The sequence below is a fragment of the Streptomyces sp. NBC_00212 genome, assembly GCF_045206365.1.
Lineage (GTDB): Bacteria > Actinomycetota > Actinomycetes > Streptomycetales > Streptomycetaceae > Streptomyces.
In genome coordinates this window covers 4676244-4700263 of record NZ_CP108115.1, presented here as the reverse complement: position 1 = coordinate 4700263, position 24020 = coordinate 4676244, and the positions used below count along the sequence as shown (strand labels likewise).

At 71.5% G+C, this 24020-nt stretch carries 21 protein-coding genes; 6 read left to right on the top strand and 15 right to left on the bottom strand.

What is annotated here, in order from left to right; translation table 11 throughout:
• The first annotated feature begins 4 nt into the window (after window positions 1-4).
• Window positions 5-874 carry an immunity 49 family protein gene (locus OHA17_RS21605; protein ID WP_406507957.1) on the top strand — a complete coding sequence of 290 codons (870 nt, stop codon included), beginning with the start codon at window positions 5-7 and terminating at the stop codon, window positions 872-874.
• Between the two features lie 18 nt (window positions 875-892).
• Here OHA17_RS21605 and OHA17_RS21600 read toward each other — a convergent pair whose 3' ends face one another.
• The gene (locus OHA17_RS21600) at window positions 893-1963 is read right to left on the bottom strand and encodes a serine hydrolase domain-containing protein (RefSeq protein ID WP_406510779.1); all 1071 of its coding nucleotides are present in this window, start codon (window positions 1961-1963) and stop codon (window positions 893-895) included.
• 674 nt (window positions 1964-2637) lie between these two features.
• Window positions 2638-3921, bottom strand: coding sequence for an adenylosuccinate synthase (locus OHA17_RS21595; protein WP_406507956.1), 1284 nt, complete (start codon window positions 3919-3921; stop codon window positions 2638-2640).
• A 175-nt stretch (window positions 3922-4096) separates the two neighbouring features.
• Here OHA17_RS21595 and OHA17_RS21590 point away from each other — a divergent pair, with 175 nt between their 5' ends.
• Window positions 4097-4903, top strand: coding sequence for a diacylglycerol kinase (locus OHA17_RS21590; protein ID WP_406507955.1), 807 nt, complete (start codon window positions 4097-4099; stop codon window positions 4901-4903).
• Window positions 4904-4961: 58 nt separating this feature from the next.
• Here the strand turns inward: OHA17_RS21590 and OHA17_RS21585 are convergent, their stop codons facing one another.
• A complete protein-coding gene (locus OHA17_RS21585; RefSeq protein ID WP_053724763.1) occupies window positions 4962-5501 on the bottom strand; it encodes a GbsR/MarR family transcriptional regulator in 540 nt (179 codons plus the stop codon).
• Between the two features lie 101 nt (window positions 5502-5602).
• On the opposite strand from OHA17_RS21585, the gene OHA17_RS21580 reads away from it, so the two are divergent.
• Both OHA17_RS21580 and OHA17_RS21575 read left to right on the top strand, forming a co-directional pair.
• Complete coding sequence (locus tag OHA17_RS21580) at window positions 5603-6511, top strand: ATP-binding cassette domain-containing protein (protein WP_406507954.1); 909 nt, start codon at window positions 5603-5605, stop codon at window positions 6509-6511.
• Entirely contained in the window at window positions 6508-8115 is a 1608-nt protein-coding gene (locus OHA17_RS21575) for an ABC transporter permease (RefSeq protein WP_406507953.1), read from the top strand. The genes OHA17_RS21580 and OHA17_RS21575 overlap by 4 nt, the downstream gene beginning before the upstream one ends.
• Before the next feature lie 10 nt (window positions 8116-8125).
• On the opposite strand, the gene OHA17_RS21570 is transcribed toward OHA17_RS21575, so the two are convergent.
• The 4 genes from OHA17_RS21570 to OHA17_RS21555 form a co-directional block, all read right to left on the bottom strand.
• A complete protein-coding gene (locus OHA17_RS21570) occupies window positions 8126-9355 on the bottom strand; it encodes a cytochrome P450 (protein ID WP_406507952.1) in 1230 nt (409 codons plus the stop codon).
• 494 nt (window positions 9356-9849) lie between these two features.
• Complete coding sequence (locus OHA17_RS21565; RefSeq protein WP_053726427.1) at window positions 9850-10518, bottom strand: response regulator transcription factor; 669 nt, start codon at window positions 10516-10518, stop codon at window positions 9850-9852.
• Complete coding sequence (locus OHA17_RS21560) at window positions 10515-11894, bottom strand: sensor histidine kinase (RefSeq protein ID WP_406507951.1); 1380 nt, start codon at window positions 11892-11894, stop codon at window positions 10515-10517. The genes OHA17_RS21565 and OHA17_RS21560 overlap by 4 nt, the downstream gene beginning before the upstream one ends.
• 102 nt (window positions 11895-11996) lie before the next feature.
• The gene (locus OHA17_RS21555) at window positions 11997-12491 is read right to left on the bottom strand and encodes an FBP domain-containing protein (RefSeq protein WP_406507950.1); all 495 of its coding nucleotides are present in this window, start codon (window positions 12489-12491) and stop codon (window positions 11997-11999) included.
• 121 nt (window positions 12492-12612) lie between these two features.
• On the opposite strand from OHA17_RS21555, the gene OHA17_RS21550 reads away from it, so the two are divergent.
• Entirely contained in the window at window positions 12613-13182 is a 570-nt protein-coding gene (locus OHA17_RS21550) for a TetR/AcrR family transcriptional regulator (RefSeq protein WP_398874787.1), read from the top strand.
• Window positions 13179-14345, top strand: coding sequence for a GDSL-type esterase/lipase family protein (locus tag OHA17_RS21545; protein WP_406507949.1), 1167 nt, complete (start codon window positions 13179-13181; stop codon window positions 14343-14345). The genes OHA17_RS21550 and OHA17_RS21545 overlap by 4 nt, the downstream gene beginning before the upstream one ends.
• A 178-nt stretch (window positions 14346-14523) precedes the next feature.
• On the opposite strand, the gene OHA17_RS21540 is transcribed toward OHA17_RS21545, so the two are convergent.
• From OHA17_RS21540 to fbaA, 8 genes are all read right to left on the bottom strand, one after another.
• Window positions 14524-15393 carry an alpha/beta hydrolase gene (locus OHA17_RS21540; protein WP_406507948.1) on the bottom strand — a complete coding sequence of 290 codons (870 nt, stop codon included), beginning with the start codon at window positions 15391-15393 and terminating at the stop codon, window positions 14524-14526.
• A 541-nt stretch (window positions 15394-15934) separates the two neighbouring features.
• The gene (gene kynU, locus OHA17_RS21535; protein WP_406507947.1) at window positions 15935-17125 is read right to left on the bottom strand and encodes a kynureninase; all 1191 of its coding nucleotides are present in this window, start codon (window positions 17123-17125) and stop codon (window positions 15935-15937) included.
• A complete protein-coding gene (locus tag OHA17_RS21530) occupies window positions 17118-17978 on the bottom strand; it encodes a tryptophan 2,3-dioxygenase family protein (RefSeq protein ID WP_398874777.1) in 861 nt (286 codons plus the stop codon). The genes kynU and OHA17_RS21530 overlap by 8 nt, the downstream gene beginning before the upstream one ends.
• Window positions 17979-18080: 102 nt before the next feature.
• Window positions 18081-18887, bottom strand: a complete 807-nt coding sequence (locus tag OHA17_RS21525) for a DUF3152 domain-containing protein (RefSeq protein ID WP_406507946.1) — start codon at window positions 18885-18887, stop codon at window positions 18081-18083.
• Between the two features lie 237 nt (window positions 18888-19124).
• The gene (locus OHA17_RS21520; protein WP_398874773.1) at window positions 19125-19538 is read right to left on the bottom strand and encodes a DUF3151 domain-containing protein; all 414 of its coding nucleotides are present in this window, start codon (window positions 19536-19538) and stop codon (window positions 19125-19127) included.
• A 524-nt stretch (window positions 19539-20062) separates the two neighbouring features.
• Entirely contained in the window at window positions 20063-21517 is a 1455-nt protein-coding gene (locus OHA17_RS21515; protein ID WP_406510778.1) for a DHA2 family efflux MFS transporter permease subunit, read from the bottom strand.
• 58 nt (window positions 21518-21575) lie between these two features.
• A complete protein-coding gene (locus tag OHA17_RS21510) occupies window positions 21576-22724 on the bottom strand; it encodes a MalY/PatB family protein (protein ID WP_406507945.1) in 1149 nt (382 codons plus the stop codon).
• 90 nt (window positions 22725-22814) lie between these two features.
• A complete protein-coding gene (gene fbaA, locus OHA17_RS21505; RefSeq protein WP_398874768.1) occupies window positions 22815-23837 on the bottom strand; it encodes a class II fructose-bisphosphate aldolase in 1023 nt (340 codons plus the stop codon).
• Between the last annotated feature and the right edge of the window lie 183 nt (window positions 23838-24020).

Genomic DNA, 24020 nt, shown 5'->3' with positions numbered 1-24020 from the left:
CAACATGGCAGTGAAGATTTCTCGACCCGCATACACCCCCCCTGACAATTCGGCGGAGTTGCTGGAGGGGCTCGACGCAAGGACCCTCAGGGAGATCGAGCGCGCCGCGCGATCGCCGCAGATGTTCAGTCTGACCTTCAGCAAGACGATCAACACCGCGTTCATCCACTGCCTGCACGACCCGACCGCGAACGCGAGCGAGACGTGGGAGGCGTGGGTCGCGGCCATGCAGACCGGGTCCGCGCTGTTCGCCTCGGCGCTGGCACCGGAGGGGTCCACGGTCGAGTGCGTGATCGCCCACGAGAAGCGGACCGTTCCTGCCCTCGGGAAGCCCACGCACTTCACCGACGCGGGAACCTGGCTGCAGGCGTTCTGGCTCGCCGTCATCTGCCGCGACCAGAATCGCATGACCCAGCTGTGCCAGGTGTCGGTCGATCAACTACGGGCGTCCGGCGCCGAGTTCGAGGAGTACGTCTACCCCTGGGTGGAAGCCCTCCAGGCGTACTGGCTGCAGCGGCCGGACCTCGGCGAGAAGCTGGTCGCCGCGTTCGACGGGACGAACCCGGAGAACCTGCGGTTCGTCGACCGTGAGCTCATGCTCAAGATCCTCTATCCGCCGCTGAATCTCTTCTACCGCTTCATCACCCAGGACACCGAGAAGTTCAGCGAGGCGCTCACCCAGGCGATCCAGCTGCACCACGAGTACTGGACGGCCGACGAGGAGCGCCGCGAGGACCTCGACGGCGCGGTGGCCCTGGCCCCGCTCGCCCTGGCCTGCCTCGCCTACGATGCCGGGCAACCGATCGAGGTGGAGTCGGAGTACCTCCCCGAGAACCTCCTCGACCGGAGCTGGCTCGGCGAGTTCCCGACGTAACTCCTGGGGAGCTCGTGGCTACCCGGCGCTGCACAGGGCCTTGTCCACCAGGGCGTCCACTCGTTTCATCGCCGCCGGGTCGGTCGGCTGGAGGGTTACCGCCACGTTCACGGCGCGGCCCTCGTCCGTGGCGCCGCCTCGGGTTTCGTAGCCCGGGAAGCTGCCGCCGTGGCCCCAGTACACGCCGCCGCATGACAGCGGGGTGCTCAACAGACCCAGTCCGTAACGGGTGTTGGGGCCGAACGGGGCTGCGGCGGGGACCGTCTTCTGCATCTCCTTGAGCTGGGGCGCCGCGAGGAGGCGGCCGCCCAGAAGCGCGCTGAAGAAGCGGTTCAGGTCCGAGTTCGTGGAGATCAGCTGGCCTGCCGCCCAGGCCCAGGACGGGTCCATCTCCGTGATGTCGCCGAGGGGGCCGCCCGGCGCATCCTGGGAGTAGCCCTTGGGGTGCGGCTCGCGGATCGTCGGGTCGCCGGGGGCGGGGAAATAGGTGTGTCGCAGGCCGATCTTCTTGATGATGCGCTGGTCTATTTCCGCGGCGAGGGGGCGGCCGGTGACCTTCTGGACGATCAGGCCGGCCACCACGTAATTCGTGTTGCTGTAGCCCCACTTCTCGCCGGGGGCGAAGTCCGCCTTGTGCTTGAGGGCCCGGTCCAGGAGGTCGCGGGGTTCGTAGTAGCGGGGCTCCAGGTCTTCGTCGTTGGTGTAGCTGGGGAGTCCGCTGGTCTGCTGGAGGAGTTCGCGGACGGTGATGTGGCTTCCGTCGATGCCCTCGCCGCGTACGAGGCCGGGGAGATACGTGTCGATCATGGCGTCGAGGCTGACCTTGCCCTCGCTCACGAGTTGGAGGACGACCACGGCGGTGAAGGTTTTGGTGTTGCTGCCGATTCTGACTTGGCCGTCTGTGGGGACCTTCGCCTTGGTGGTCAGGTCGGCCACGCCGGCGGTGTAGTTACGGGTGTGGCCCTCGCGGTCCTGGACGGCGGCCAGGGCGGCGGGGAAGCCGTCGCTTTTCACCAGGGCGTTGAGGCTCTGCTGGATGGGGGCGGGGTGGGGGGCCGCCGATGCGGGGGGTGGGGTGAGCGCGGTCATCGTCAGGATGCCGGCGGCCACTGCGGCGGCGGTCGCTGCGCGTCTGGTGGCCCTGTGCCGCGCTCTGTTCGGGGCGGGCCTCTGTGGGCTCTGTGACCTCTGTGATGCCTGCTCACGCACGTGCGGACTCCTCCGGGGGGAGCTGGGATGTTTGCCGGGCCTAGCATTTCCGGAGGGGGTGGTTCGGGGCGATCCTGCCAGCTACCCGTACGCGGGTGGGGCTAACCCCCGGGCCCCTACGGGGGGTTGGGGGGCGAGTGCGACCCGGTGCGTGGCCCTGGGGCTCTGCCCCAGACCCCGGTGTGCCCCACCCCGCCCCTTCCCGAAACCCGCCGGGGGATGTCGTTCGGGTGCGGCTCAGGGTCGTCTCCTGGGGCTCCGCCCCAGACCCCGTTCGCGCCTGAAGGGCGCTCGTCCTCAAACTCCCCCAAGGCCTTAAGGGCCAGGGGGGACCCCCATGACGGGCTGGGTATGCCTGCGTGGGCGGCGCCCAAGAGGCCGGACGGGCTGAAATGCCCATGCGGGCCAGGACCAACCCAGCTAGGGGCGCGGGGAACTGCGCGACCAGCCACCGACGGCCCGCGGCCGAAAGCAGGGTTCAAGGGGCGCGGGGAACTGCGCAAACGGCTGAGCGGGGTCCCGGTCGCTCGGGACCCCGCTCAGTCCAAGCCCGCCTACAGGAAGGAGTTGATCTCGATCGTCTCGGTGCGGCCGGGGCCCACCCCGATCGCGGAGATCGGCGCGCCCGACATCTCCTCCAGCGCCTTCACGTACGCCTGCGCGTTCTTGGGGAGGTCGCCGAAGGTCTTGGCCTTCGTGATGTCCTCCGACCAGCCGGGCAGGGTCTCGTAGATCGGCTTCGCGTGGTGGAAGTCGGTCTGGGAGTACGGGAGTTCCTCGACGCGCTTGCCGTCGATCTCGTAGGCGACGCAGACCGGGATCCGCTCCCAGCCCGTCAGGACGTCCAGCTTCGTCAGGAAGAAGTCCGTCAGGCCGTTCACGCGGGTCGCGTAGCGGGCGATCGGCGCGTCGAACCAGCCGCAGCGGCGGTCACGGCCGGTGGTGACACCGCGCTCGCCACCGATGCGGCGCAGCGCCTCGCCGTCCTCGTCGAAGAGCTCCGTCGGGAACGGGCCCGCGCCGACGCGGGTCGTGTACGCCTTCAGGATGCCGATGACGCGGCTGATCTTCGTCGGGCCCACGCCCGCACCCGTGCAGGCGCCGCCCGCGGTCGGGTTCGAGGAGGTGACGAAGGGGTACGTGCCGTGGTCGACGTCGAGCAGGGTGCCCTGGCCGCCCTCGAAGAGCACGACCTTGTCGTCGTCGAGCGCCTTGTTCAGGACGAGGGTGGTGTCCGTGACGTACGGCTTGATCTGCTCCGCGTACTGGAGCATCTCCTCGACGATCTTGCCGGCCTCGATCGCGCGGCGGTTGTAGATCTTGGCGAGCAGCTGGTTCTTGCCTTCGAGCGCCGCCTCGACCTTCTGCTCCAGGATCGACTCGTCGTAGAGGTCCTGGACGCGGATGCCGACGCGGTTGATCTTGTCGGCGTAGGTCGGGCCGATGCCGCGACCGGTGGTGCCGATCTTGCGCTTGCCGAGGAAGCGCTCGGAGACCTTGTCGAGGGTCACGTTGTACGGCGTGATCAGGTGAGCGTTGCCGCTGATCAGGAGCTTGGAGGTGTCCACGCCGCGCTCGTTAAGACCGCTCAGCTCGGAGAGCAGGACCGCCGGGTCGACGACGACACCGTTACCGATCACCGGGGTGCACCCCGGCGAGAGGATCCCGGAAGGGAGAAGATGCAGCGCGTACTTCTGGTCGCCTACGACAACCGTGTGGCCGGCATTGTTGCCGCCCTGGTAACGCACCACATAGTCAACGGATCCACCGAGGAGGTCGGTGGCCTTTCCCTTGCCCTCGTCACCCCACTGAGCACCGAGCAGCACAAGTGCGGGCACAGGCGTACACCCCTTCCGGGCGGGGCATGTCCAAGGTCAGGGGCATACGCGTTCCATATGTGGATGCGTACACCATGGGCCTGAACCGTAGAAAGCTGCCCCGGAATAGACGAAGCCCCTGGCGCAATAGCGCAAGGGGCTCTTGCACAAAGATGCTACCCGAGGAAGGACCGAGGTGTCGGCTGCGCACCAGCTCGTCGTGCTCATCGACCCGGTCGCCCGCCGTATTGACGGCGAGTCCGTACGGATCGCGAAGGATGTGCTGTGTGCGGGAGCACAGGCGAAAATCTGCTGGCCACAGGGGCCGGAAGAGTTTGCGCGGGCGCTGGCCCGGCGGGGTGGCCGGCGTACCGTGGTGGTCGGTGACGACCAGGCGCTGCTACGCACCGTGACCCTGCTGCATCGCGAGCGTGAGCTCGACCGGGGCGCCCTCGCCCTGGTGCCGGTGGGCGCGGCCGACTCCCTGGTGCTGGCCCGCTCGCTCGGCGTGCCCATGGGCGCGGTCGCGGCCGCGCGGGCCGCGCTCGACGGGACCGGGCACCGGCTCGACCTCCTGGCCGACGACAGCGATCAGGTCGTCCTTGGGGCCCTGAGGATCCCCGCGGTCAGTCCGCCGCCCTCGCCGCCCGCGCCGCCTTCGGTGTGGGGCGCCGCCCGCTCGCTGGTACGGACCCTGGTGCGGGCGCCCGCACCGGTCGCGGCGGCCGTGGCGCACCGGCTGCGGGTGGAGGCCGACGGGGTGCTCCTGAGCGACCTCGACCGGCCGGTGGCGGGCGTGTCGATCGGCTCCGCCGACGGCCTCGCGCAGGTCGTGGTGCACGGCCGGACCGGCGAGCGGGCGCGGGCGGCCGCGCGCGCCGTCACGATCTCGGGCCCGGTGGGCGGCTTCCGCTACCGCGCGGACCAGGTCGTCGCGGGCCCGGTCCGCACCCGTACGTGGACCGCGCTCGCGGGGGCGTGGGAGCTGGTCCTGCCGGGGTGAGCCGACCCGAGCGGTCAGCGGGGCGGGATCGGCAACGCAAACCCGGTGGTCAGCGCGGTCAACGGGGCGGGATCGGCGGGAGGTCCAGGGTCGTGCGGTGCTCGCGCCAGCGGTCCATCAGCTGGGACAGCTCGCCGTGCAGGAACGCGAAGAACGCCGCCGTCTCCGCCATCCGCGCTCCGGCCGCCGTGTCCGGGCCGCCCGCGCTCGCGACGCCGTCCTTCATGACCTGCTCCCAGCGGGTCAGGATCCGGTCCCGGTTGGTGAAGGTCTCGTACCAGAGCTCGTTGTGCAGGACGTACCGGTCGCGCCGTGAGCCGGGCTCGCGCTCGCGGCCGACCATGTTGACCTGGGCGAGGTAGCGGACCGCGCCGGAGACGGCGGCCGGGCTGATCCGGAGCGCCGAGGCGAGTTCGGCCGAGGTCATCGAGCCGGTCTCGGAGACGAGCAGCGCCGCGAAGACGCGGGCCGCCATCCGCTGCATGCCCGCCTCGGCCAGCTCGGAGGCGAACCGCTCGACGAACCGGCCCACGGCGTCCTCGTCCCGTCCGTCCGCCATGCCGCCCGGCACCTCTCGCTCGCTGTCCACGCTGCTCATGGGTTCATCGTCTCCCCTCGCCGCCCCGCCCCGGTTCCGTCGCCGACTTTATACGCTTCCTTAACTTCACAACTTCGTGAAAGTACTGTACGTTCAAAAACATGACGAAGGCAATCACGGTCGCCGGACTGCACAAGTCGTTCGGGCGCACGCACGCTCTCGACGGGCTCGACCTCGCCGTCGAGAGCGGTGAGGTCCACGGCTTCCTCGGCCCCAACGGCGCCGGGAAGTCCACCACCATCCGGGTCCTGCTGGGCCTGCTGCGCGCCGACTCGGGCGCGGCCCAGCTGCTCGGCCGCGACCCGTGGGCCGACGCCGTCGAACTGCACCGGCACGTGGCGTACGTACCGGGCGACGTGACGCTGTGGCGCAACCTCTCGGGAGGCGAGGTCATCGACCTGTACGGCAGGCTGAGGGGCGGCCGCGTCGACCGGTCCCGGCGCCACGACCTCGTCGAACGGTTCGAGCTCGACCCCACGAAGAAGGGCCGGACCTACTCCAAGGGCAACCGCCAGAAGGTCGCCCTGGTCGCCGCGTTCGCGTCCGACGTGGACGTACTGATCCTGGACGAGCCGACCTCCGGGCTCGACCCGCTGATGGAAGAGGTCTTCCAGGAGTGCGTGGAGGAGGAGCGCGACCGGGGCCGCACCGTGCTGCTGTCCTCGCACATCCTCAGCGAGGTGGAGAGCCTCTGCGACCGGGTCAGCATCATCCGCCGGGGCCGGACCGTGGAGACCGGCTCGCTCGCCGAGCTCCGCCACCTCACCCGTACGTCCGTCACCGCCGAACTCGCGGGCGAGCCCAACGGGTTGGCGCGACTGCCCGGGGTGTACGACCTGGACGTAGTGGGCCGTCGCGTAAAACTCCAGGTCGACACCGACAAGCTGGACGCGGTGCTGCGCTCGCTCACCGCATCGGGCGTACGGTCCCTGATCTCCACCCCGCCGACCCTTGAGGAGCTGTTCCTGCGCCACTACACGGGCGCGGAGGAAGAGGTGGTGGCGCGATGACCGCCGCCGTAGCCGTACCCATGCGCGGTTCGGATCAACTGGCGGGAACCAGCGCCCTGTTGAGGCTCGCGCTGCGCCGGGACCGGGTGATGATCCCGGTGTGGTCGATCGCGCTGGGCGCACTGGTGGCGAGCGGCGCGAGCACCCTGGAGAAGGTGTACAGGACCGCCGCCGAGCGCGCGGACGTGGCCCACTCGATGAACGGCAACGGCTCGCTTCGGGCGCTGTACGGGCCGGTCTTCGACGACTCGATCGGCGGGCTTACCGCGTGGCGGTTCGGCGGGTTCGGATACGTACTCGCGGCGGTGATGAGCCTGCTGATCGTGGTGCGGCACACCCGGGAGGAAGAGGAGACGGGCCGTCAGGAACTGCTTTCCTCGGCGATGGTGGGGCGGCGGGCGCCGCTGACATCGGCGCTCCTGGCCGCCTTTGCGGCCAATGCGCTGATCGCTCTGATCATCACGGCCGGGCTGGCCAAGTCGACGGGCGGCACGGCGGGTTCATTGGCTCTCGGCTTGACGACCGGGGCGATCGGGATGCTGTTCGCGGGCATGGCGGCGATCATGGCGCAGCTGACGGAGAGCGCGCGGCTCGCGAAGGGCCTCACAGGGGCGGTCCTCGGCGCGGCCTTCCTGCTGAAGTCGGCGGGCGACACCGCGACGCGTGACGCCTCCTCAGTGCTCGACCTGCTCTCGCCGCTGGGCTGGGCCGAGAACGTGCGGCCGTACGCGGGCGAACGGTGGTGGGTGCTGCTGCTGATCGTGGCGGCGGCGGGCGCGCAGGGGGCGGCAGCGTACGTGCTCGCCGGGCGGCACGACATCGGGATGAGCTTCGTGCCACCCCGGCCCGGGCCCGCCGAGGGGCGCATCTCGACGGCGTATGGGCTTGCCTGGCGGTTGCAGCGGGGCGGCGTGATCGGCTGGACCCTCGGGTTCGCCCTGGCCGGGCTGCTGTTCGGCGGGATGACGGACGGGGCGGCCGATCTGGTCGGCGGCAACGCGCAGACCAAGGAGATCATCCAGCGGATGGGCGGCCAGTCGGGCCTGACCGACGCGTTCCTCGCGACGATGGTCGGCATGCTGGGGATGGTCGCGGCGCTGTACGCCGCCTCGTCCGTCCTGCGCCTGCACGCTGAGGAGACGGGCCGGCGCGCGGAACCGGTCCTGGCGGCCTCCGTGGGCCGGGTGCGGTGGGCGGCCGGGCATCTGGTGATCGCGTTCGGCGGGGCGGCCCTGATCATGGTGGTCGGCGGGCTCGGCCTGGCGGCCGGCTACGGCAGGGAACCCGGCCCGATCCTGGGCGCGACCCTGGTCCAACTCCCCGCGATCTGGACGCTGGCGGGCCTGGCGGTGCTGCTGTTCGGCGCGTTCCCGAGGCTCGCGCAGGCGGCGCTGGGCGTGGTGGGCCTGTGCCTGGCCCTGGGCTGGATCGGCCCCGCGCTGAACCTGCCGCAGGCCGTCCTGGACGTCTCCCCCTTCGGCCATCTGCCGAAGCTGCCGGGCACGGAGATGGCGTGGACGCCGGTGGTGCTGTTGACGGTGGTGGCGGGGGTACTGGTGGGGGCGGGGCTGGGGGCGCTGCGGCGGCGGGATGTCGTCGGCTGAACCGTGATCGTCAGCATGTGACGTGGAGTTCCTTGAGCCCCCGGATGACGAATCCGGGGCCCCACTCCGGCTCGGCGGCCAGCCGCATCCGGGGCGCCTTGGTGAGCAACTGCCCGAAGGACGCCCGGAGTTCGAGCCTGGCCAGCGGTGCGCCGAGGCAGTAGTGGATGCCGGCGCCGAAGGAGACGTGCGGGTTGTCGGCGCGGGCCAGGTCGAGGGTGTCGGGGTCGGCGAACCGGGCGGGGTCGCGGTTGGCGGACCCGAAGAGAAGGGCGACCTCGCTGCCGCGCGGGAGCTTCTGCCCGGCGAACTCGATGTCTTCGAGCACCCAGCGCTCGAAGAGCTGGAGCGGGGTGTCGTAGCGCATCAACTCCTCGATGGCGGTGGGGAGCAGAGCGTCGGGCGCGGCGCGGAGGGCGGCGAGCTGGGCGGGGTTGTGCAGGAGCGTCCGCCATCCGTTGGCGGTGGTGTTGACGGTGGCCTCGTGGCCGGCGTTGAGGAGGAGTACGCAGGTGGAGATCATCTCTTGCTCGGACAGCCGGGCCGCCGCGTCACCGCTCTCGTCGTCGTACGCCGCGATCAGTGCGGAGACGAGATCCTCGCCGGGGTTCTTGCGCCGTTCCGCGATCAACTCCCTCAGGTACGCGGTGAATTCGAGGGAGGCTCGGACGGCTTTGGCGGCGGTCTCCTCGTCCGGGTTGAGCTCGTACATGCCGCAGATCGCGGCGGACCAGGGGCGCAGGAGGGGGCGGTCCGCCTCGGGGATGCCGAGCATTTCGGCGATGACGGCGACGGGGAGGGGCTCGGCGACCCGGGCGAGCAGGTCGCCGCCGCCGGCCGCGCAGAAGTCGTCGACGAGGCGTTCCGCGAGGCGGTGCACGGTGGGGGCGAGGCGCTCGACCGTACGGGGGGTGAAGGCCTGCGAGACGAGCCTGCGGATGCGGGTGTGGTCCGGGGGGTCCAGGTCGAGCATGCCGTGGTCGTTGAGGGTGTGGAACGGCTCGTGCGCGGCGGGAGGGGGTGTCCGGCCGAACTCCTCGTGGCTGAACCGGTGTTGGTAACTCCGCCCGAGCCGGCGGTCCCTCAGCAGGGTGGATACGTCGACGTGATGCGGGATGAGCCACTGTCCCGTGGGGGCGTAGTGATGCACCCGGCCCGCCGCTCGGAGCTCCGCGTACGCGGGGTAGGGGTCGGCGACGAAGTCCGCGTCGTGGGGGCGGAAGAGGGGGGTGGGGTTCATGGCCTCGACAATGCGGTGCCGCTGACTGCGGGGCAAGGGGGCGGGGTTTGGGTGCGGGCCGTCTGTGGCTGGTCGCGCAGTTCCCCGCGCCCCTTATCGGGTGCGGTGTCGGCTGCGAACCGTGCGTGGTTGCTCGCGCAGTTCCCCGCGCCCCTGGCGGGGTGGGGTGCGGGCTTCCCGTGGCTGCGCCCCGAACCCCCGACGCCAGTCAGCCTGCGGACCGTGCGTGGCTGGTCGCGCAGTTCCCCGCACCCCTAGCCGTACCGATGCTGGCCCGCGTAGGCATCTTCAGCCTGTCCGGCGTTTGAGGACGAGCGCCCTTCAGGCGCGAACGGGGTCTGGGGCGGAGCCCCAGGACCAGCCGACGAGCCGCAGCCGAACGAACTCCCCCGGAGGGTTTCGGGAAGGGGCGGGGTGGGGCCTCCCGGGGTCTGGGGCGGAGCCCCGGCGCATCCCGCCGAGCCGCACCCACCCCCGGAGGGGCGGGGTGGGGGCTAACCCGGGGTTACCAGGCGGGTTTCGTACGCGTATACCGCCGCCTGCGTCCGGTCCCGCAGCCCCAGCTTCACCAGGACCCGGCTCACATGGGTCTTGATCGTCGACTCCGCCACGACAAGGCGGTCCGCGATCTCCTGGTTCGACAGACCCTGGGCGATCAGGACGAGCACCTCCGTCTCGCGGTCGGTCAGCTCCTCCACCTGGCCGGGCGGCGCGGAGGAACCCGCCCGCTGCACCGGCACGACCCGCGCGAACTCGTTGATCAGCCGCCGGGTCACCGAGGGGGCGAGCAGCGCCTCCCCGGACGCCACCACCCGTACGCCCTCGGCTAGTTGACGCGCCGACGCGTCCTTCAGGAGGAAGCCCGACGCCCCCGCCCGCAGCGCCTGGTACACGTACTCGTCGAGGTCGAACGTGGTCAGGACGAGCACCTTCGAGGAGTCGTCCGACGCCACGATCTCCCGCGTCGCCTCGATGCCGTTCATGCCGGGCATCCGGATGTCCATCAGGACCACGTCGGGACGCAGCGTCCGCACCTGGGCGACCGCCTCGCGGCCGTCGACCGCCTCGCCGACGACCTCGATGTCCGGCTGCGCGCCGAGCAGTACGGAGAAGCCCTCGCGCACCATCATCTGGTCGTCGACGATCAGGACCTTGATCGTCATGCCTTGTCTTCCGTTTCCGTCGCCTCGGCCGGCCCATTCGGCTCCGGCTCGACCGGCTCGACCGGGATGAAGACGGTCACCTCGTACCCGCCCTCCCCCGTCCGCTCCGCTGTCATCACGCCGCCGAGCATCGCCACCCGCTCCGCCATGCCCGTGAGCCCGTGCCCGGAACCCTGCGAAGGGCCCGCCTCGGAGGTCGCGGGGCCGTTCACGATGCGCAGTCCGAGCCCGCCCAGAACGTATCCGATCTCCACCCGCGCCCCCGCCCCTGGCGCGTGCCGCAGGGTGTTGCTGAGGGCCTCCTGGATGATCCGGTACGCCGAGAGTTCGACACCCTGCGGGAGCTCCCGTACCGCACCGGTGATCACCTTCTCCACCGGGAGGCCGGCCTCGCGGACGTTCGCGAGCAGGCCCTCCAGGTCGGCGAGGGTGGGCTGGGGGGCGTCCGGCGCCTCGTAGTCCTCCGCGCGTACGACGCCGAGCACCCGGCGCAGTTCGGTGAGCGCCGCCACCGCGTTCTCGCGGATCGTCGCGAAGGCCTGGGCGAGCTCGGGCGGCGGGTTCTCCACCCGGTACGGCGCGGCCTCGGCCTGGATGGCGACCACCGACATGTGGTGCGCCACCACATCGTGCAGCTCGCGCGCGATGTTGGTGCGCTCCTCCAGGACCGTCCGCTTGTCGCGCTCCACCGCGGTGACCGACTTCTCCGCGCTGACCTGCCGCTCGGCGTCCTTGCGGATGTGCACGACGGAGATGACCAGCAGGACGATGCCGTAGACGGTCGCCAGCTGCATGGTGTTGTCGCCGTACGAGCTGCGGACCGAGCCGAGGACCGCGCTCAGAACGACGGTGACCACCCACATCCAGGCCGCCACGCGGGGGCGGGTGCGCAGGGCCACCACGATGAGGACGCTCAGGTGCATGAAGACGGCGCCGGGTGTCCAGGGGCCGAGGCCGCCGTGGCTCCCCACCACCCCCGTGAAGACTGTCGCCGCGCACGACAGCCAGAACGCTCCGATGGGGCGCACCAGCGTCGTGATCACCGGCACGGCCAGCATCACCCCGCTGAGCAGCCAGGCCGGCCCGCCGCTGCCACCCCGCGTGTACCCGAACAGCAGCGAGCAGAACGCGAGGAAGCAGACCACCGCGTGCGGGGTCCAGGCCGCGGCCTCGCGTATGCGGCCCGGGAGCCGGCGGGTGATCGGGCCGTCGGTCCGCATGGGCGGGAGCGGCCGGTAGGCGAACGCGTCGTGGAACAGGTCCCTGCGCAGCCCTCCGTACGCGTCCATCGCCAGCCGGAATTCAGGGCTGCGCTCGGCGCCGCCGCCCGCTGCTGTGGTGCCGCTCCCCTGCCGGGGCCTGGTCGTCTCGTTCACACCCCCAAGGTAGGCGGCGGGCCACGCGCGGGCGTCCGGCCAGATGGGGATCCTGCGGGGTCCGCCTCAGGGACTACGCGGTGGGCCCCGAGGGGTTCCCGCTCACTCAGCCGTCACTTTGGCGACGAACGAGGCGATGTTCCCCACCGTCCGCCGGATCTTCTCCTCCACGGTGAGCGTCTCGTGCAGCCGCGCTCCGACGCCCGCGTCCTTCTTGCCGCGTACGTAGAGCGAGCAGTCGAGGTCGCCGCAGATGTACGCGCCGACCGAGTTCCCCTGCTTGCCCGGCTTGCCCGCCTTCGGCGCGACCATCAGCGCGACGCCGCCGGAGTGGGTGGTCAGGCACAGCGAGCACATGCTGCGCCGCTGCTGTCCGACGGCGGCGCTGGAACAGCGCAGGGCGACGCCGTGGGGACGGCCGTCCAGCTCGACGACGAGGTAGCCCCGGTCGGGCGCCTGCGGGTCGCGCCAGCCGAGGTAGTCCAGGTCGTCCCAGGGCCGCTCGGCCAGGTCACGCGGGACGGCCAGGCGCTTGGCCTCGCCCTTGGTGCAGTTCACGAAGGCGGCACGGATCTCTTGTTCGGTCAGCGGCTTCATAAACATCACGGTAGATTGCCTAAAGGTTTTAGGCAAATGGGTATCTGGTTAAGGTAGGCTTCGGGCCAACAGAGCGATCGAGGACAGCAGCGATCGAGGCGAGAGAGAGGAAGGGCAGGGCATGGCACGGGTAGGACTGACCACCGAGCGCCTGGTCCTGGCGGGCGCGGAGCTGGCCGACGAGGTCGGCTTCGAGCAGGCGACCGTCTCGGCGCTGGCCAGGCGGTTCGACGTCAAGGTCGCGAGCCTGTACTCGCACGTGAAGAACTCCCAGGACCTCAAGACGCGGATCGCCCTGCTCGGCCTGGAGGAACTCGCGGACCTGGCCGCCGACGCCGTGGCCGGCCGGTCCGGCAAGGACGCCCTGGCCGCGCTCGGCAACGTCTACCGCGACTACGCCCACAAGCACCCCGGCCGCTATGCCGCGACCCAGCTGCGGCTCGACGCGGAGGCGGCGGCGGCGAGCGCGGGCCGCAGGCACTCGCAGATGACGCGGGCGATCCTGCGCGGCTACGACCTGCCGGAGCCGGACCAGACACACGCCGTACGGCTGCTCGGCAGCGTCTTCCACGGCTACATCAGCCTGGAGATGGGCGGCGGGTTCAGCCACAGCGCGCCCGACACCCAGGAGACCTGGGAGCGCACCCTGGACGCCCTCGACGCCCTGCTACAGAACTGGCCGACGTCATGACCCCACTGACAACAACCCCCATCACCGCCCAACTCCTGCGCGGGGCAATCGAGTTGGAGCACACCGAGCACGGCGTGCTGCCGCACCGGCTGCCCGCCCGTGCCCGCACCCGGGGCGCCGACGCACAGCTCGCCATGGCCGAGGCCCAGCCCTCCGGCGTACGCCTCGCCTTCCGCACCCGGGCCACGACCGTCGAGCTGGACACGCTGGCGACCAAGCGCGTGTACGTCGGGGCCCCGCCCCGGCCGGACGGCGTGTACGACCTGCTGGTCAACGGCCGTCTGACAGGCCAGGACAGCGTGGCGGGCGGCCACACCGTAACCATCGACATGACGACGGGGTCCGTCACGCACGACCCCGGCCCGGTCGGCACCCTCCGCTTCACCGACCTGCCCGCCGACGTGAAGGACGTCGAAATCTGGCTGCCGTACAACGAGAGGACCGAACTGGTCGCCCTGCGCACCGACGCCCCCGTCGAGCCGGTGCCGGACTCGGGCCGCAAGGTGTGGCTGCACCACGGCAGTTCGATCAGCCACGGCTCGGACGCCGCGAGCCCCACGACCACCTGGCCGGCGCTTGCCGCCTCGCTCGGCGGCGCCGAACTCGTCAACCTGGGCTTCGGCGGCAGCGCCCTGCTCGACCCGTTCACCGCACGCACCATGCGGGACACCGCCGCGGACCTGATCAGCGTCAAGATCGGCATCAACCTGGTCAACCACGATCTGATGCGGCTGCGGGCGTTCGTGCCGGCGGTGCACGGCTTCCTGGACACCATTCGGGACGGCCACCCCACCACCCCGCTGCTGGTGATCTCCCCGATCCTGTGCCCCATCCACGAGAACACCCCGGGCCCCTGCGCCCCCGACCTCACGGAACTGGCCTCCGGCCGACTGCGGTTCCGCGCGACGGGCGACGCGACGGACCCGACGCGCCTCACGCTGGCCGCCATCCGCGACGAACTGGCCGGGATCGTGGCGCAACGCTCGGCCGACGACCCCAACGTGCACTACCTGGACGGCCGTTCGCTGTACGGGGAGGAGGACGCGACCGAGCTGCCGCTGCCCGACGCGCTGCATCCGGATGCGGAGACGCATCGCCGGATGGGGGAGCGATTCGCTGAACTGGCCTTCAAGGGTGGGGTGTTCAGCGGGACGGCCGGGTGAGCCCTGGAGGGGCGCGGGGCTGTGACATTGTGCGGCTCCGCCGCGATGGGGGTCCCCCTGTTCATGGGGGTCCCCCCTGGCCCTTAAGGCCTTGGGGGAGGAGCCGAGAACTTGGGGGAGCGACCAGCCGCCGACGGCCCGCACGTAATGAACCGCACCCCTACGGAGGCGGAGGAACTCAGTACGCCAGCTGAGCGATCTCCTCCGCCACCACGGCACACGCGTCAGCCGCGGGGTCGATCAGCGGGAAGTGGCCCACGCCCTCCAGCAGGGTGAGTCCCACCATCTCCCCCGCCTTGGCCGCCGCATCGACATACGCCTCCGCCACGGCCTGCGGCACGACGATGTCCTCCCGGCCCTGCACGACGGCCGTGGCGATCCCGGTGGGCAGCAGGGCAGCGGGGTCGGCGTGCGGGCCACGAGACCCCAACTCCCCTTCTCCACCCAGGAGTTGAAGGACGGCCCCCGAGCAAACCCCCAGCTCCACGGCCGTGGCGAAGTCGGCGATGGGGGCCAGGGCCACGACGCCGCGCAGCGCCGCGGGGCCGGGGGTGCGCCACGGGGAGCCGAGCGGCAGTACGTGCCGGGCGGCCGCCCACAGGGCGAGGTGGCCGCCGGCCGAATGCCCGGCCAGTACGGTGCGGCGCGGGTCGGCCTGCGGCACGGCATCGCGTACGAGGACGGGCAGCGCGTCCAGGGCCGCCGCCACGTCGTCGAAGGTGTCGGGCCAGCGCCCGGCCACGGGCCCGTCGCCACCCTGCTGCGGCAGCAGACTCCCGCGCCGGTACTCGACGTTGGCCACGGCGAACCCGCGCCGGGCCAGGAAGTCCGCGAGCGGGGTGAGGTGCATGCGGTCGTACGGGGCCCGCCAGGCGCCGCCGTGCAGCAGTACGACCAGGGGGGCGCCGGCGCGGTCGCCCCGGGGGGCGTAGAAGTCGATCACCTGGTCGGGGTGGTTGCCGTACGCGGCGCTGGCGTCGGGGGCGATGGCGGGATGGGAGAAGGCGGATGCCTCTTCGGCCGCGTCACGCTCTGCGGGATCCGTCATTCCCAACCTTTCGCCAGGCCAAGCCGGTTGATCACCCGGGCGCGAGGGACGCTACCAGGACGCCCACCCTCGCAACCCGGGGCGGCCCCCGGAGCGCCCTGGGGCTCCGCCCCAGACCCCATTGAGCCCCCACCCCACCCCTTCCCGAAACCCGCCGGGGGTTGGAAAGAGGTGAAGCCGGTTTCCTGGGGCTCCGCCCCAGACCCCGTTCGCGCCTTAAGGGCGCTCGTCCTCAAACGCCGGACAGGCTGGGAGTGCCTGCATGGGCGGCGCGCAAGAGGCCGGACGGGCTGAAGATGCCGATCCGGGCCAGCACCAACCCTGCCAGGGGCGCGGGGAACTGCGCGACCAGCCACGCACGGTCCGCAGCCGACCGACAGGCGCGAGCAGGGGTGCAGGGGACGGAGTCCCCGCAGGGGGTCTGGGGCGCAGCCCCAGGGCTCGGCCATCCCAACCCCCGTCACGGGATGGGGGTCCCCCCTGCTCCTTAAGAGCTCGGGGGAGGGTGGGCAAACCCCCCGGGGCCCGGGGCTCAACCCCCTCAGCCCACCAGCGCCGCGAGTTCCGTCGCCGCCCGCTCCGCATCGGCGAAGCCCACGTACAGCGGTGTGAAGCCGAAGCGCAGGACGTCGGGGCGGCGGAAGTCGCCCACCACGCCCCGCGCGGTGAGGGCGCGCATCACCTCGCCCGCCTCCGCGCAGGCGAGGGACACCTGGCTGCCGCGTTCCTCGTGCGCGGCCGGGGTCACCGACGACACCCGCCCGGCCGGAACGTACGCCTCGACGCACTCCAGGAAGAAGTCCGTCAGGGCGAGGGACTTGGCCCGCACCGCCTCGATCGAGACCCCGTCCCACACGTCGAGCGCCGACTCAAGGGCCAGCATCGACAGGATGTCCGGGGTGCCGACCCGGCCCCGCACCGCGCCGTCGCCCGGCACGTACGCCGGCCGCATCCCGAAGGGGTCCTCGTGCGAGTTCCAGCCGGGCAGCGGGGTGTCGAAGCGGGGCTGGTGGTCGCCGCGCACGTACAGGTACGCCGGTGAACCCGGGCCGCCATTCAGGTACTTGTAGGTGCAGCCCACCGCGAAGTCGACGCCGTGCGCGGCCAGGCCGACCGGCAGCGCGCCCGCGCTGTGGCACAGGTCCCAGACGGCCAGGGCCCCGGCGGACCGGATCGCCGCCGTCATGCCGGGCAGGTCGTTGAGGCGACCGGTGCGGTAGTCCACGTGGTTGACCAGGACCGCCGCCGTGCGCGGGCCGAGCGCGGACACGATCTCGTCCGGTGCCAGGGCCCGGATCTGACGGCCCGTCATCCGGGCCGCCGACTCGGCGACGTACCCGTCCGTGGGGAACGTCGAGGCGTCGACCAGGATCTCGTCCCGGTCCTCGCCCGCGAGGCGCACCGCCGCCACCAGCGCCTTGAAGACGTTCACGCTCGTCGAGTCGCCGACCACGACCGTGCCCGGCGCCGCGCCGACGAGCGGGGCGATCCGGTCGCCGATGCGTTCCGGCGCCGTCCACCAGCCGCTCTCCTCCCAGGACCGGATGCGCAGTTGGCCCCACTCGCGGGCGATGACGTCCTGCATACGGGCCGGAACGTGCCGGGGCAGCGCGCCCAGCGAGTTCCCGTCGAGGTAGACCACGCCGTCGTCGAGGGCGAACAGCTCGCGGTGCCGGGCGAGTTCGTCTGCGGCGTCCAGCGCCGCGGCCTTCTTGGCCAGTGCCTCAGACATGGCTGCGTGCCGTCCACAGCTCGGGGAACACGTTCTTGGTGGCCCGCTTCTCCAGCCACGCCACCCCGGCCGAGCCGCCGGTGCCGGCCTTGGCGCCCATGGCCCGCCGGGTCGCCACGAGATGGTCGTTGCGCCATCGCCACACGAGCTCGCCGACATCGGTCAACGCCTCGCCCAGGCGCACCAGTTCACCGTTCTGGTCGCCCGCGTACAGCTCGGCCCAGACCGCTTCGACCCCCGGGTTCGGCTCGTACTTGCGGGTCAGGTCGCGCTGGAGGACCGAGAACGGCACGGCGTACCCGCGCCGCGCGAGCAGCGCGAGGACCTCGTCGTACAGGCTCGGCTCACCGAGAGCCTTCTCCAGCTCGGCGTGCACGCGGGGCGCGCCCCGGTGCGGCACCAGCATCGACGCCGACTTGTCGCCGAGCAGGAACTCCATCCGCCGGTACATCGCCGACTGGAACCCGGAGCCCTCGCCGAGCGCGGCCCGGTAGGAGTTGAACTGGGCCGGGGTCAGCTGCGCCAGCGGCGTCCACGAGGCGTTGAGCGCCTCCAGCTCCCGTACCGAACGCTTCAGGGCGTCTATCGCGACCGGCACCCGGTCCGCGCGCAGCGCCCGCGAGGCGGTCTCCCACTCGTGCACGATGACCGTGAACCACAGCTCCATGACCTGGGTGGTGACCAGGAAGACCATCTCGCCCGGGTCGTCCGAGCGCAGCTGCTGCAGGTGGGTGAGGACGTCCGCCTGGACGTAGTCCTCGTACGGTGTCGTGCCCTCGAAGTCCAGATTCGGGGTCTCCGGCTCGTCGCCCTGTTCGGGCGGCGTGACCGGTTCGGACATCTTTGATGACATCGCTGTCTCCTCGATGTGTCCGGGTAGCGGTCCGCCCCTTCCTTGGTCGGCATCGGAGCCCCGGTCCCCACCGGCATCATAAGCACGGTTCCGCGCGGTTCGTCAGGGCACCGAGGGGCCCGTGACGAACGTCCCGTCCGCGGTGTACGGCCAGGCGTTGGACTTGCAGCCGTTCAGGCCCTTGATCTGCTGCATCATCACCGGGGCGGGCTTTCCTGGGCCCGGGCAGGCCATGTGCTGGTGGTAGCCGATCATGTGGCCTATCTCGTGGTTGATGATCAGATGCCGGTACTCGGCGGCCGGCCCGTCGTACTGCGGCGAACCGGTCACCCACCGCTTGAGGTTGACGATGACACCACCGGTGACCTCGCAGTTCAGCTCGCCGCCGGTGTCGCCGTTGGCGGCGCACAGCTTGTCGGTGGTCTTCGGAGTGGCGATCTTGATGACGACGTCGCCGCCGCCGGACACCAGCTGGAAGCGGCCCTTGCCGTGCGCGGCCCAGCTGCGCGGGTCGGCCAGGATCGTCTGGACGTCGAGGGCTGCCTGCTTGGCGGAGACGTCCACGCCGTCCTCGACCTGCACCTCGTAGCGGCGCAGCGGCCCGGCGGTGCCGACGACCTTGCCGGAGGCCTGCGCGGTGGTGAAGGTGCCGGGCCCGGCGGCGGGTACGTCCACCTTCGCGCCGCCGGACGGTGACGGCTTCGCGGGCGGCGATGCGAGGGGCAGCGGGGAGCGCTCCTCCATGGGGCTGGCCGAGACGTTGCCGGGTTCGACCGCGGGCTTGTGCGCGTCGCCGGGCCACTGGGCGAGAGCGATCCCGCCGACGAGTGTGCCGCCGAGCAGACACCCGGTGACGAGCAGGACGCGGGAGCGGGAGCGCCGCCGTCTGCTCCGGGACGCCTGGTCCACCCGTTTCCGGCCGTGACTGACTGTGCTGCGGGCGCCTCGCTTGCCCAAGACGGAGTTCTCCCCTGCTCCCGGCTGGGGTTGGGGGGAGAGGAGTGGGGCCTCTGCGCCAGCCTGTCCATGCGGCCGGACGCGCGCGATGGTGCCGCCCGCGTGCCCGAACCGTCCGTGTCAGCCATACAGATGGCACGGACGGCCGGAACGTTCCCGATCGGGCGGGAGCGGATCACTCCGGGCGGGTCAGCCCAGGGTGTCGGCGGCGAGCGGCGAGGAGTCCCGCAGGAAGGTGCTGCAGCGCTCGTACTCGGCGTCCTCGCCGATCGCCTGCGCGGCGCGGGCGAGGGCGTGCAGGGCCCGCAGGAACCCGCGGTTGGGCTCGTGCTCCCACGGCACGGGGCCGTGCCCCTTCCACCCGGCGCGACGCAGCGAGTCCAGGCCGCGGTGGTATCCGGTGCGGGCGTAGGCGTACGACTCGACGGTGCGGCCACCGTCGAACGCGTCGTCGGCGAGCTGCGCCCAGGCGAGGGAGGAGGTGGGGTACTTCGCGGCGACGTCGGCGGGCGCGGTGCCGCCGGCGAGCAGCTCGCGCGGCTCCGGGTCGTCGGGCAGGAGCGTCGGGGCGGGGCCCCCGAGGAGGTTCTCGTGAATGGACATGCGGCCAAGTCTGCCACCGCGGGCCCCCGGCCCTCTGAGGTGCGCTGGGGCTCCGCCCCAGACCCCGTTGAGCCCCCACCCCGCCCCTTCCCGAAACCCGCCGGGGGTTGGAAAGAGGTGAAGCCGGTTTTCCTGGGGCTCCGCCCCAGACCCCGTATCGCACCTGAAGGGCGCTCGTCCTCAAACGCCGGACGGGCTGAAATGCTCCGGTGCGGGCCAGCACCAACCCTGCCAGGGGCGCGGGACTGTGACACGTGCGGCTCCGCCGCGTGGGCACGACCAGCAGTACTGGGTGCCCTACAGGGGCGCGGGGAACTGCGCGACCAGCCACGCACGGTCCGCAGCCGACCGACAGGCACGAACGGAGGCCCGGGGGCAGAGCCCCCGCAAGGGGTGCAGGGGACGGAGTCCCCGCAGGGGGGCTGGGGCGCAGCCCCAGGGCTCAGCGCATCCAACCCCCGTCACGGGATGGGGGTCCCCCTGCTCCTTAAGAGCTTGGGGGAGGGTGGGCAAACCCCCCGGGTTCACGGGGATCGCTCGCCCCGGTCGGGTTCGATGGCCGGGCCGGACACCCCGCACTGCATCCGGCAGGCCGGCACAACCTCCTCCGCAGGCCGCCGTACGGTCAGGTACGCAACCAGGGAGGCCAGCGCCAGCGCCCCCGCACACATCGGCATGGCTCGCCGGAACGTCGCCCCGAACTCCGCCGCCGAGCGGTACGCCTCCGGCCCCATCCCCGCGGCCAGCGGCAACGCCGCCACCGCGATCAGGCCCGCGGCCCGCGCGGCCGCGTTGTTGATGCCGCTGGCAAGCCCCGCCCGCCCCTCGTCGACCGACCCGAGCACCGTCGCGGTGAGCGGCGCCACCAGGGTGACCATGCCGAGGCCGAGCACGAGCAGCGCGGGCAGGACGTCACGTACGTACGACGCGTGCTCGCCGGCCCGCAGCATCAGCAGCATCCCGGCCGCGCACAGCAGCGGCCCGACGGTCAGCGGGATGCGCGGCCCGATCCGCTGCCCCAGCTCGCCCGAACGCGCCGAAAGCAGCAGCATCAGCACCGTCGTCGGCAGCAGCGCGGCGCCCGCGCCGAGTGCCGAGTACCCGACGACGACCTGGAGCTGGAGGGCGGCGAGGAAGAAGAATCCGCCGAAGGCGGCGTACACGCACACCGTCACCAGGTTCACCGCGGTGAAGATCCGCGAGCGGAAGATGTCCGGCGGCAGCATGGGGTCCGGCAGGTGCCGCTCGCGTCGTACGAAGGCCGCGCCCAGGCCGAGCCCGGCCACCGCCGCCCCGATGACCAGCCGCGACGAACCCTGCCCGGGCGCCTCGATCAGCGCGTACGTCACCAGGGCCAGGGTCAGCGCGCCGAGCGCCGCGCCCAGCACGTCGAAACGGCCGGTGTGGGTGCGCGGGTCGCGGGACTCCGGTACGTGGCGCAGGGCGACGGACACGCACAGCGCGGCCAGCGGCACGTTGATCAGGAACACCCAGCGCCAGCCGGGGCCGTCCACCAGCCAGCCCCCGAGGAACGGGCCCACGGCCGCCCCGACCCCGCCGAGCCCCGACCACACGCCGACCGCGCGGGCCCGGTCGTCCGGGTGGAAGCCCGACTGGATGATCGCGAGGGAGCCGGGGGTGAGCAGCGCGCCGCCGATGCCCTGGAGGGCGCGGGCGGCGATGAGCACCCCGGCGTTCGGGGCGAGCCCGCACAGCAGTGATCCGGCGGCGAACCACACCACCCCGATCACGAACACCTTCCGCCGCCCGTACCGGTCGCCCAGGGCGCCGCCGAGCAGGATCAGGCCGGCCAGGGTGAGCATGTAGGCGTTGACGGTCCACTGGAGTACGGCCATGTCCGTGTCGAGGTCGGCGCCGATGTGGGGCAGGGCGACGTTGACGACGGTGGAGTCGAGGAGGGCCATGCCCGAGCCGAGGACGGTGGTGAGCAGAACCCAGCGGCCGGGGGTGGTGCCCATGCGTACGTTGTCCGCCACAGCGGAACTGTCCCCCGCCCCTCCCCTCCCCGAAACCCTCTCAGGTCAGTCGGCGCAGCGCCCGTGTCAGCGCCTCCACCCCCACCCGCGCCTTCTCTCTCCCGCACCCCACGTTCAGCCGAACAAACCCCGGCGCCCCGTAAACCCCGCCCGGCATGATCGCCACCCCCTCCACCTCGACCAGCTCCCGCTGAAGCGCGGCCTCGTCCACCCCCAGCGGCCGCAGATCGATCCACGCCAGGTAACCCGCCTGCGGAGTGGCCCAACTCAGGCCGAGGAAAGCCGAGTTGAGAGACGCGGCCACCAGCTCCAGGTTTCCTGCCACATACGTCCGCAGCGCGTCCAACCACCCCGCCCCCTTCCGGTACGCCGCGACATGGGCGGTCAGGGAGAGGACGGCGGGCGAGCCCAGGCCCTCGCCCGTCTCCATGCGGCGGACGAACTCCGCATGGTCCGCGGCGTCGCCGACGATTCCGTACGAACCCGTCAGCGCGGGGAAGTTGAACGACTTCGTGCCGGAGGTGATCAGGGCCCAGCGGCCCTGGCCGAACCGGGTCCACGGCAGGTGGCGGTGGCCGTCGTGGACGAAGTCCGCGTGGATCTCGTCGCTGATCACCGCGACCCCGTGCCGCTGGGCCAGCGACGCGAACGACGCCAGTTCGGCCTCCGTCCACACCCGGCCCGTCGGGTTGTGCGGCGAGCACAGGAGGAGCACCCGGCTCCGCGGCCCCTCCAGCGCCGCCTCAAGCGCTGCCCCGTCGCCGAGCGGGACGCCGCGCAGTTCGCGGCCGAGCCCGTCGACCGCCTTGCGGAAGCCGTCGTACACAGGGGTGTGGACGACGACCGCGTCCCCCGGCTCCGTCCACATGCGCAGGAGCTGGGAGAGCTGGTTCAGGACGGAGGGGGCGTACACGAGGCGGTCGGTGTCTATCTCCGTGTCGTGCCGGGTGCGGTACCAGTCGCGCACCGCACCCCGGAACTCCTCGTTCTGCCAGTCCGTGTAACCGAACACTCCGTGCGCCACCCGCTCCTGGAGCGCCGCGAGCACCTCCGGCGGGGAGGGGAAGTCCATGTCGGAGATGGTGAAGGGGAGCAGCCCCTCGGCCCCGAACCGGGCGGCCACCCCGTCCCACTGGATGCTCCAGGTACCGCGCCGGTCAACGGGTATGTCGAAGTCGTACGAAGTCATGCGGGCCTCCCCAGGACATGGCTCGGGCCCGGCACCCCCGCGAGGGGACACCGGGCCCGAGCCGAACGTAAGCGAACCTACGAGCAGTGCCTACTTCAGCTTCGTACCGGTCGAGCGCAGGTTCGCGCACGCCTCGGTCACGCGCTTGGCCATGCCGGCCTCGGCCAGCTTGCCCCACGTGCGCGGGTCGTACGTCGACTTCTTGCCGACCTCGCCGTCCACCTTCAGGACACCGTCGTAGTTGCGGAACATGTGGTCCGCGACCGGGCGGGTGAAGGCGTACTGGGTGTCGGTGTCGAGGTTCATCTTCACGACGCCGTTCTCCAGGGCGGTCGCGATCTCCTCGGCCGTGGAGCCCGAGCCGCCGTGGAAGACGAAGTCGAACGGCGAGGGCTTGCCGTACTTCTCGCCGACGCCCGCCTGGAGGTCCTTGAGCAGCTCGGGGCGGAGCACGACGTTGCCCGGCTTGTAGACGCCGTGGACGTTGCCGAAGGACGCGGCGAGCAGGTAGCGGCCCTTCTCGCCCAGGCCCAGGGCCTCGGCGGTGCGCAGCGCGTCGTCGACGGTCGTGTACAGCTCGTCGTTGATCTCGTGGCTGACGCCGTCCTCCTCGCCGCCGGTCGGGGTGATCTCGACCTCAAGGATGATCTTCGCGGCGGCCGCCTTGGCGAGCAGCTCCTGGCCGATGGCCAGGTTGTCCGCGAGGGTCTCGGCGGAGCCGTCCCACATGTGGGACTGGAACAGCGGGTTCAGACCCTTGGCCACGCGCTCGGCGGAGACCTCGATCAGCGGGCGGACGTAGCCGTCCAGCTTGTCCTTCGGGCAGTGGTCCGTGTGCAGCGCGACCGTGATGTCGTACTTGGCGGCGACGACGTGCGCGAACTCGGCCAGGGCGACCGCGCCGGTGACCATGTCCTTGTTGTACTGGCCACCCAGGAACTCCGCACCACCGGTGGAGATCTGGATGATGCCGTCGCTCTCGGCCTCCGCGAAGCCGCGCAGCGCAGCGTGCAGGGTCTGGGTCGAGGTCACGTTGATGGCCGGGTAGGCGAACTTGCCTGCCTTCGCCCGGTCGAGCATCTCGTTGTAGACCTCGGGGGTTGCGATGGGCATCTGTCCGCTCCTTGTGATGTGCGGGTGTGCGATAGGTGCTGGCCCTGACCTGGGGGCGACGTCATCGTCGCGGCCCATCTTTCCAGACTCTGGCCGTGGCTCCACCCGGCGGACGCACCAGGGGCGGGCCGTTTCACGTGAAACGGCCCGCCCCTTCAAGAACGTGCAGGTCAGCGGGCTGAG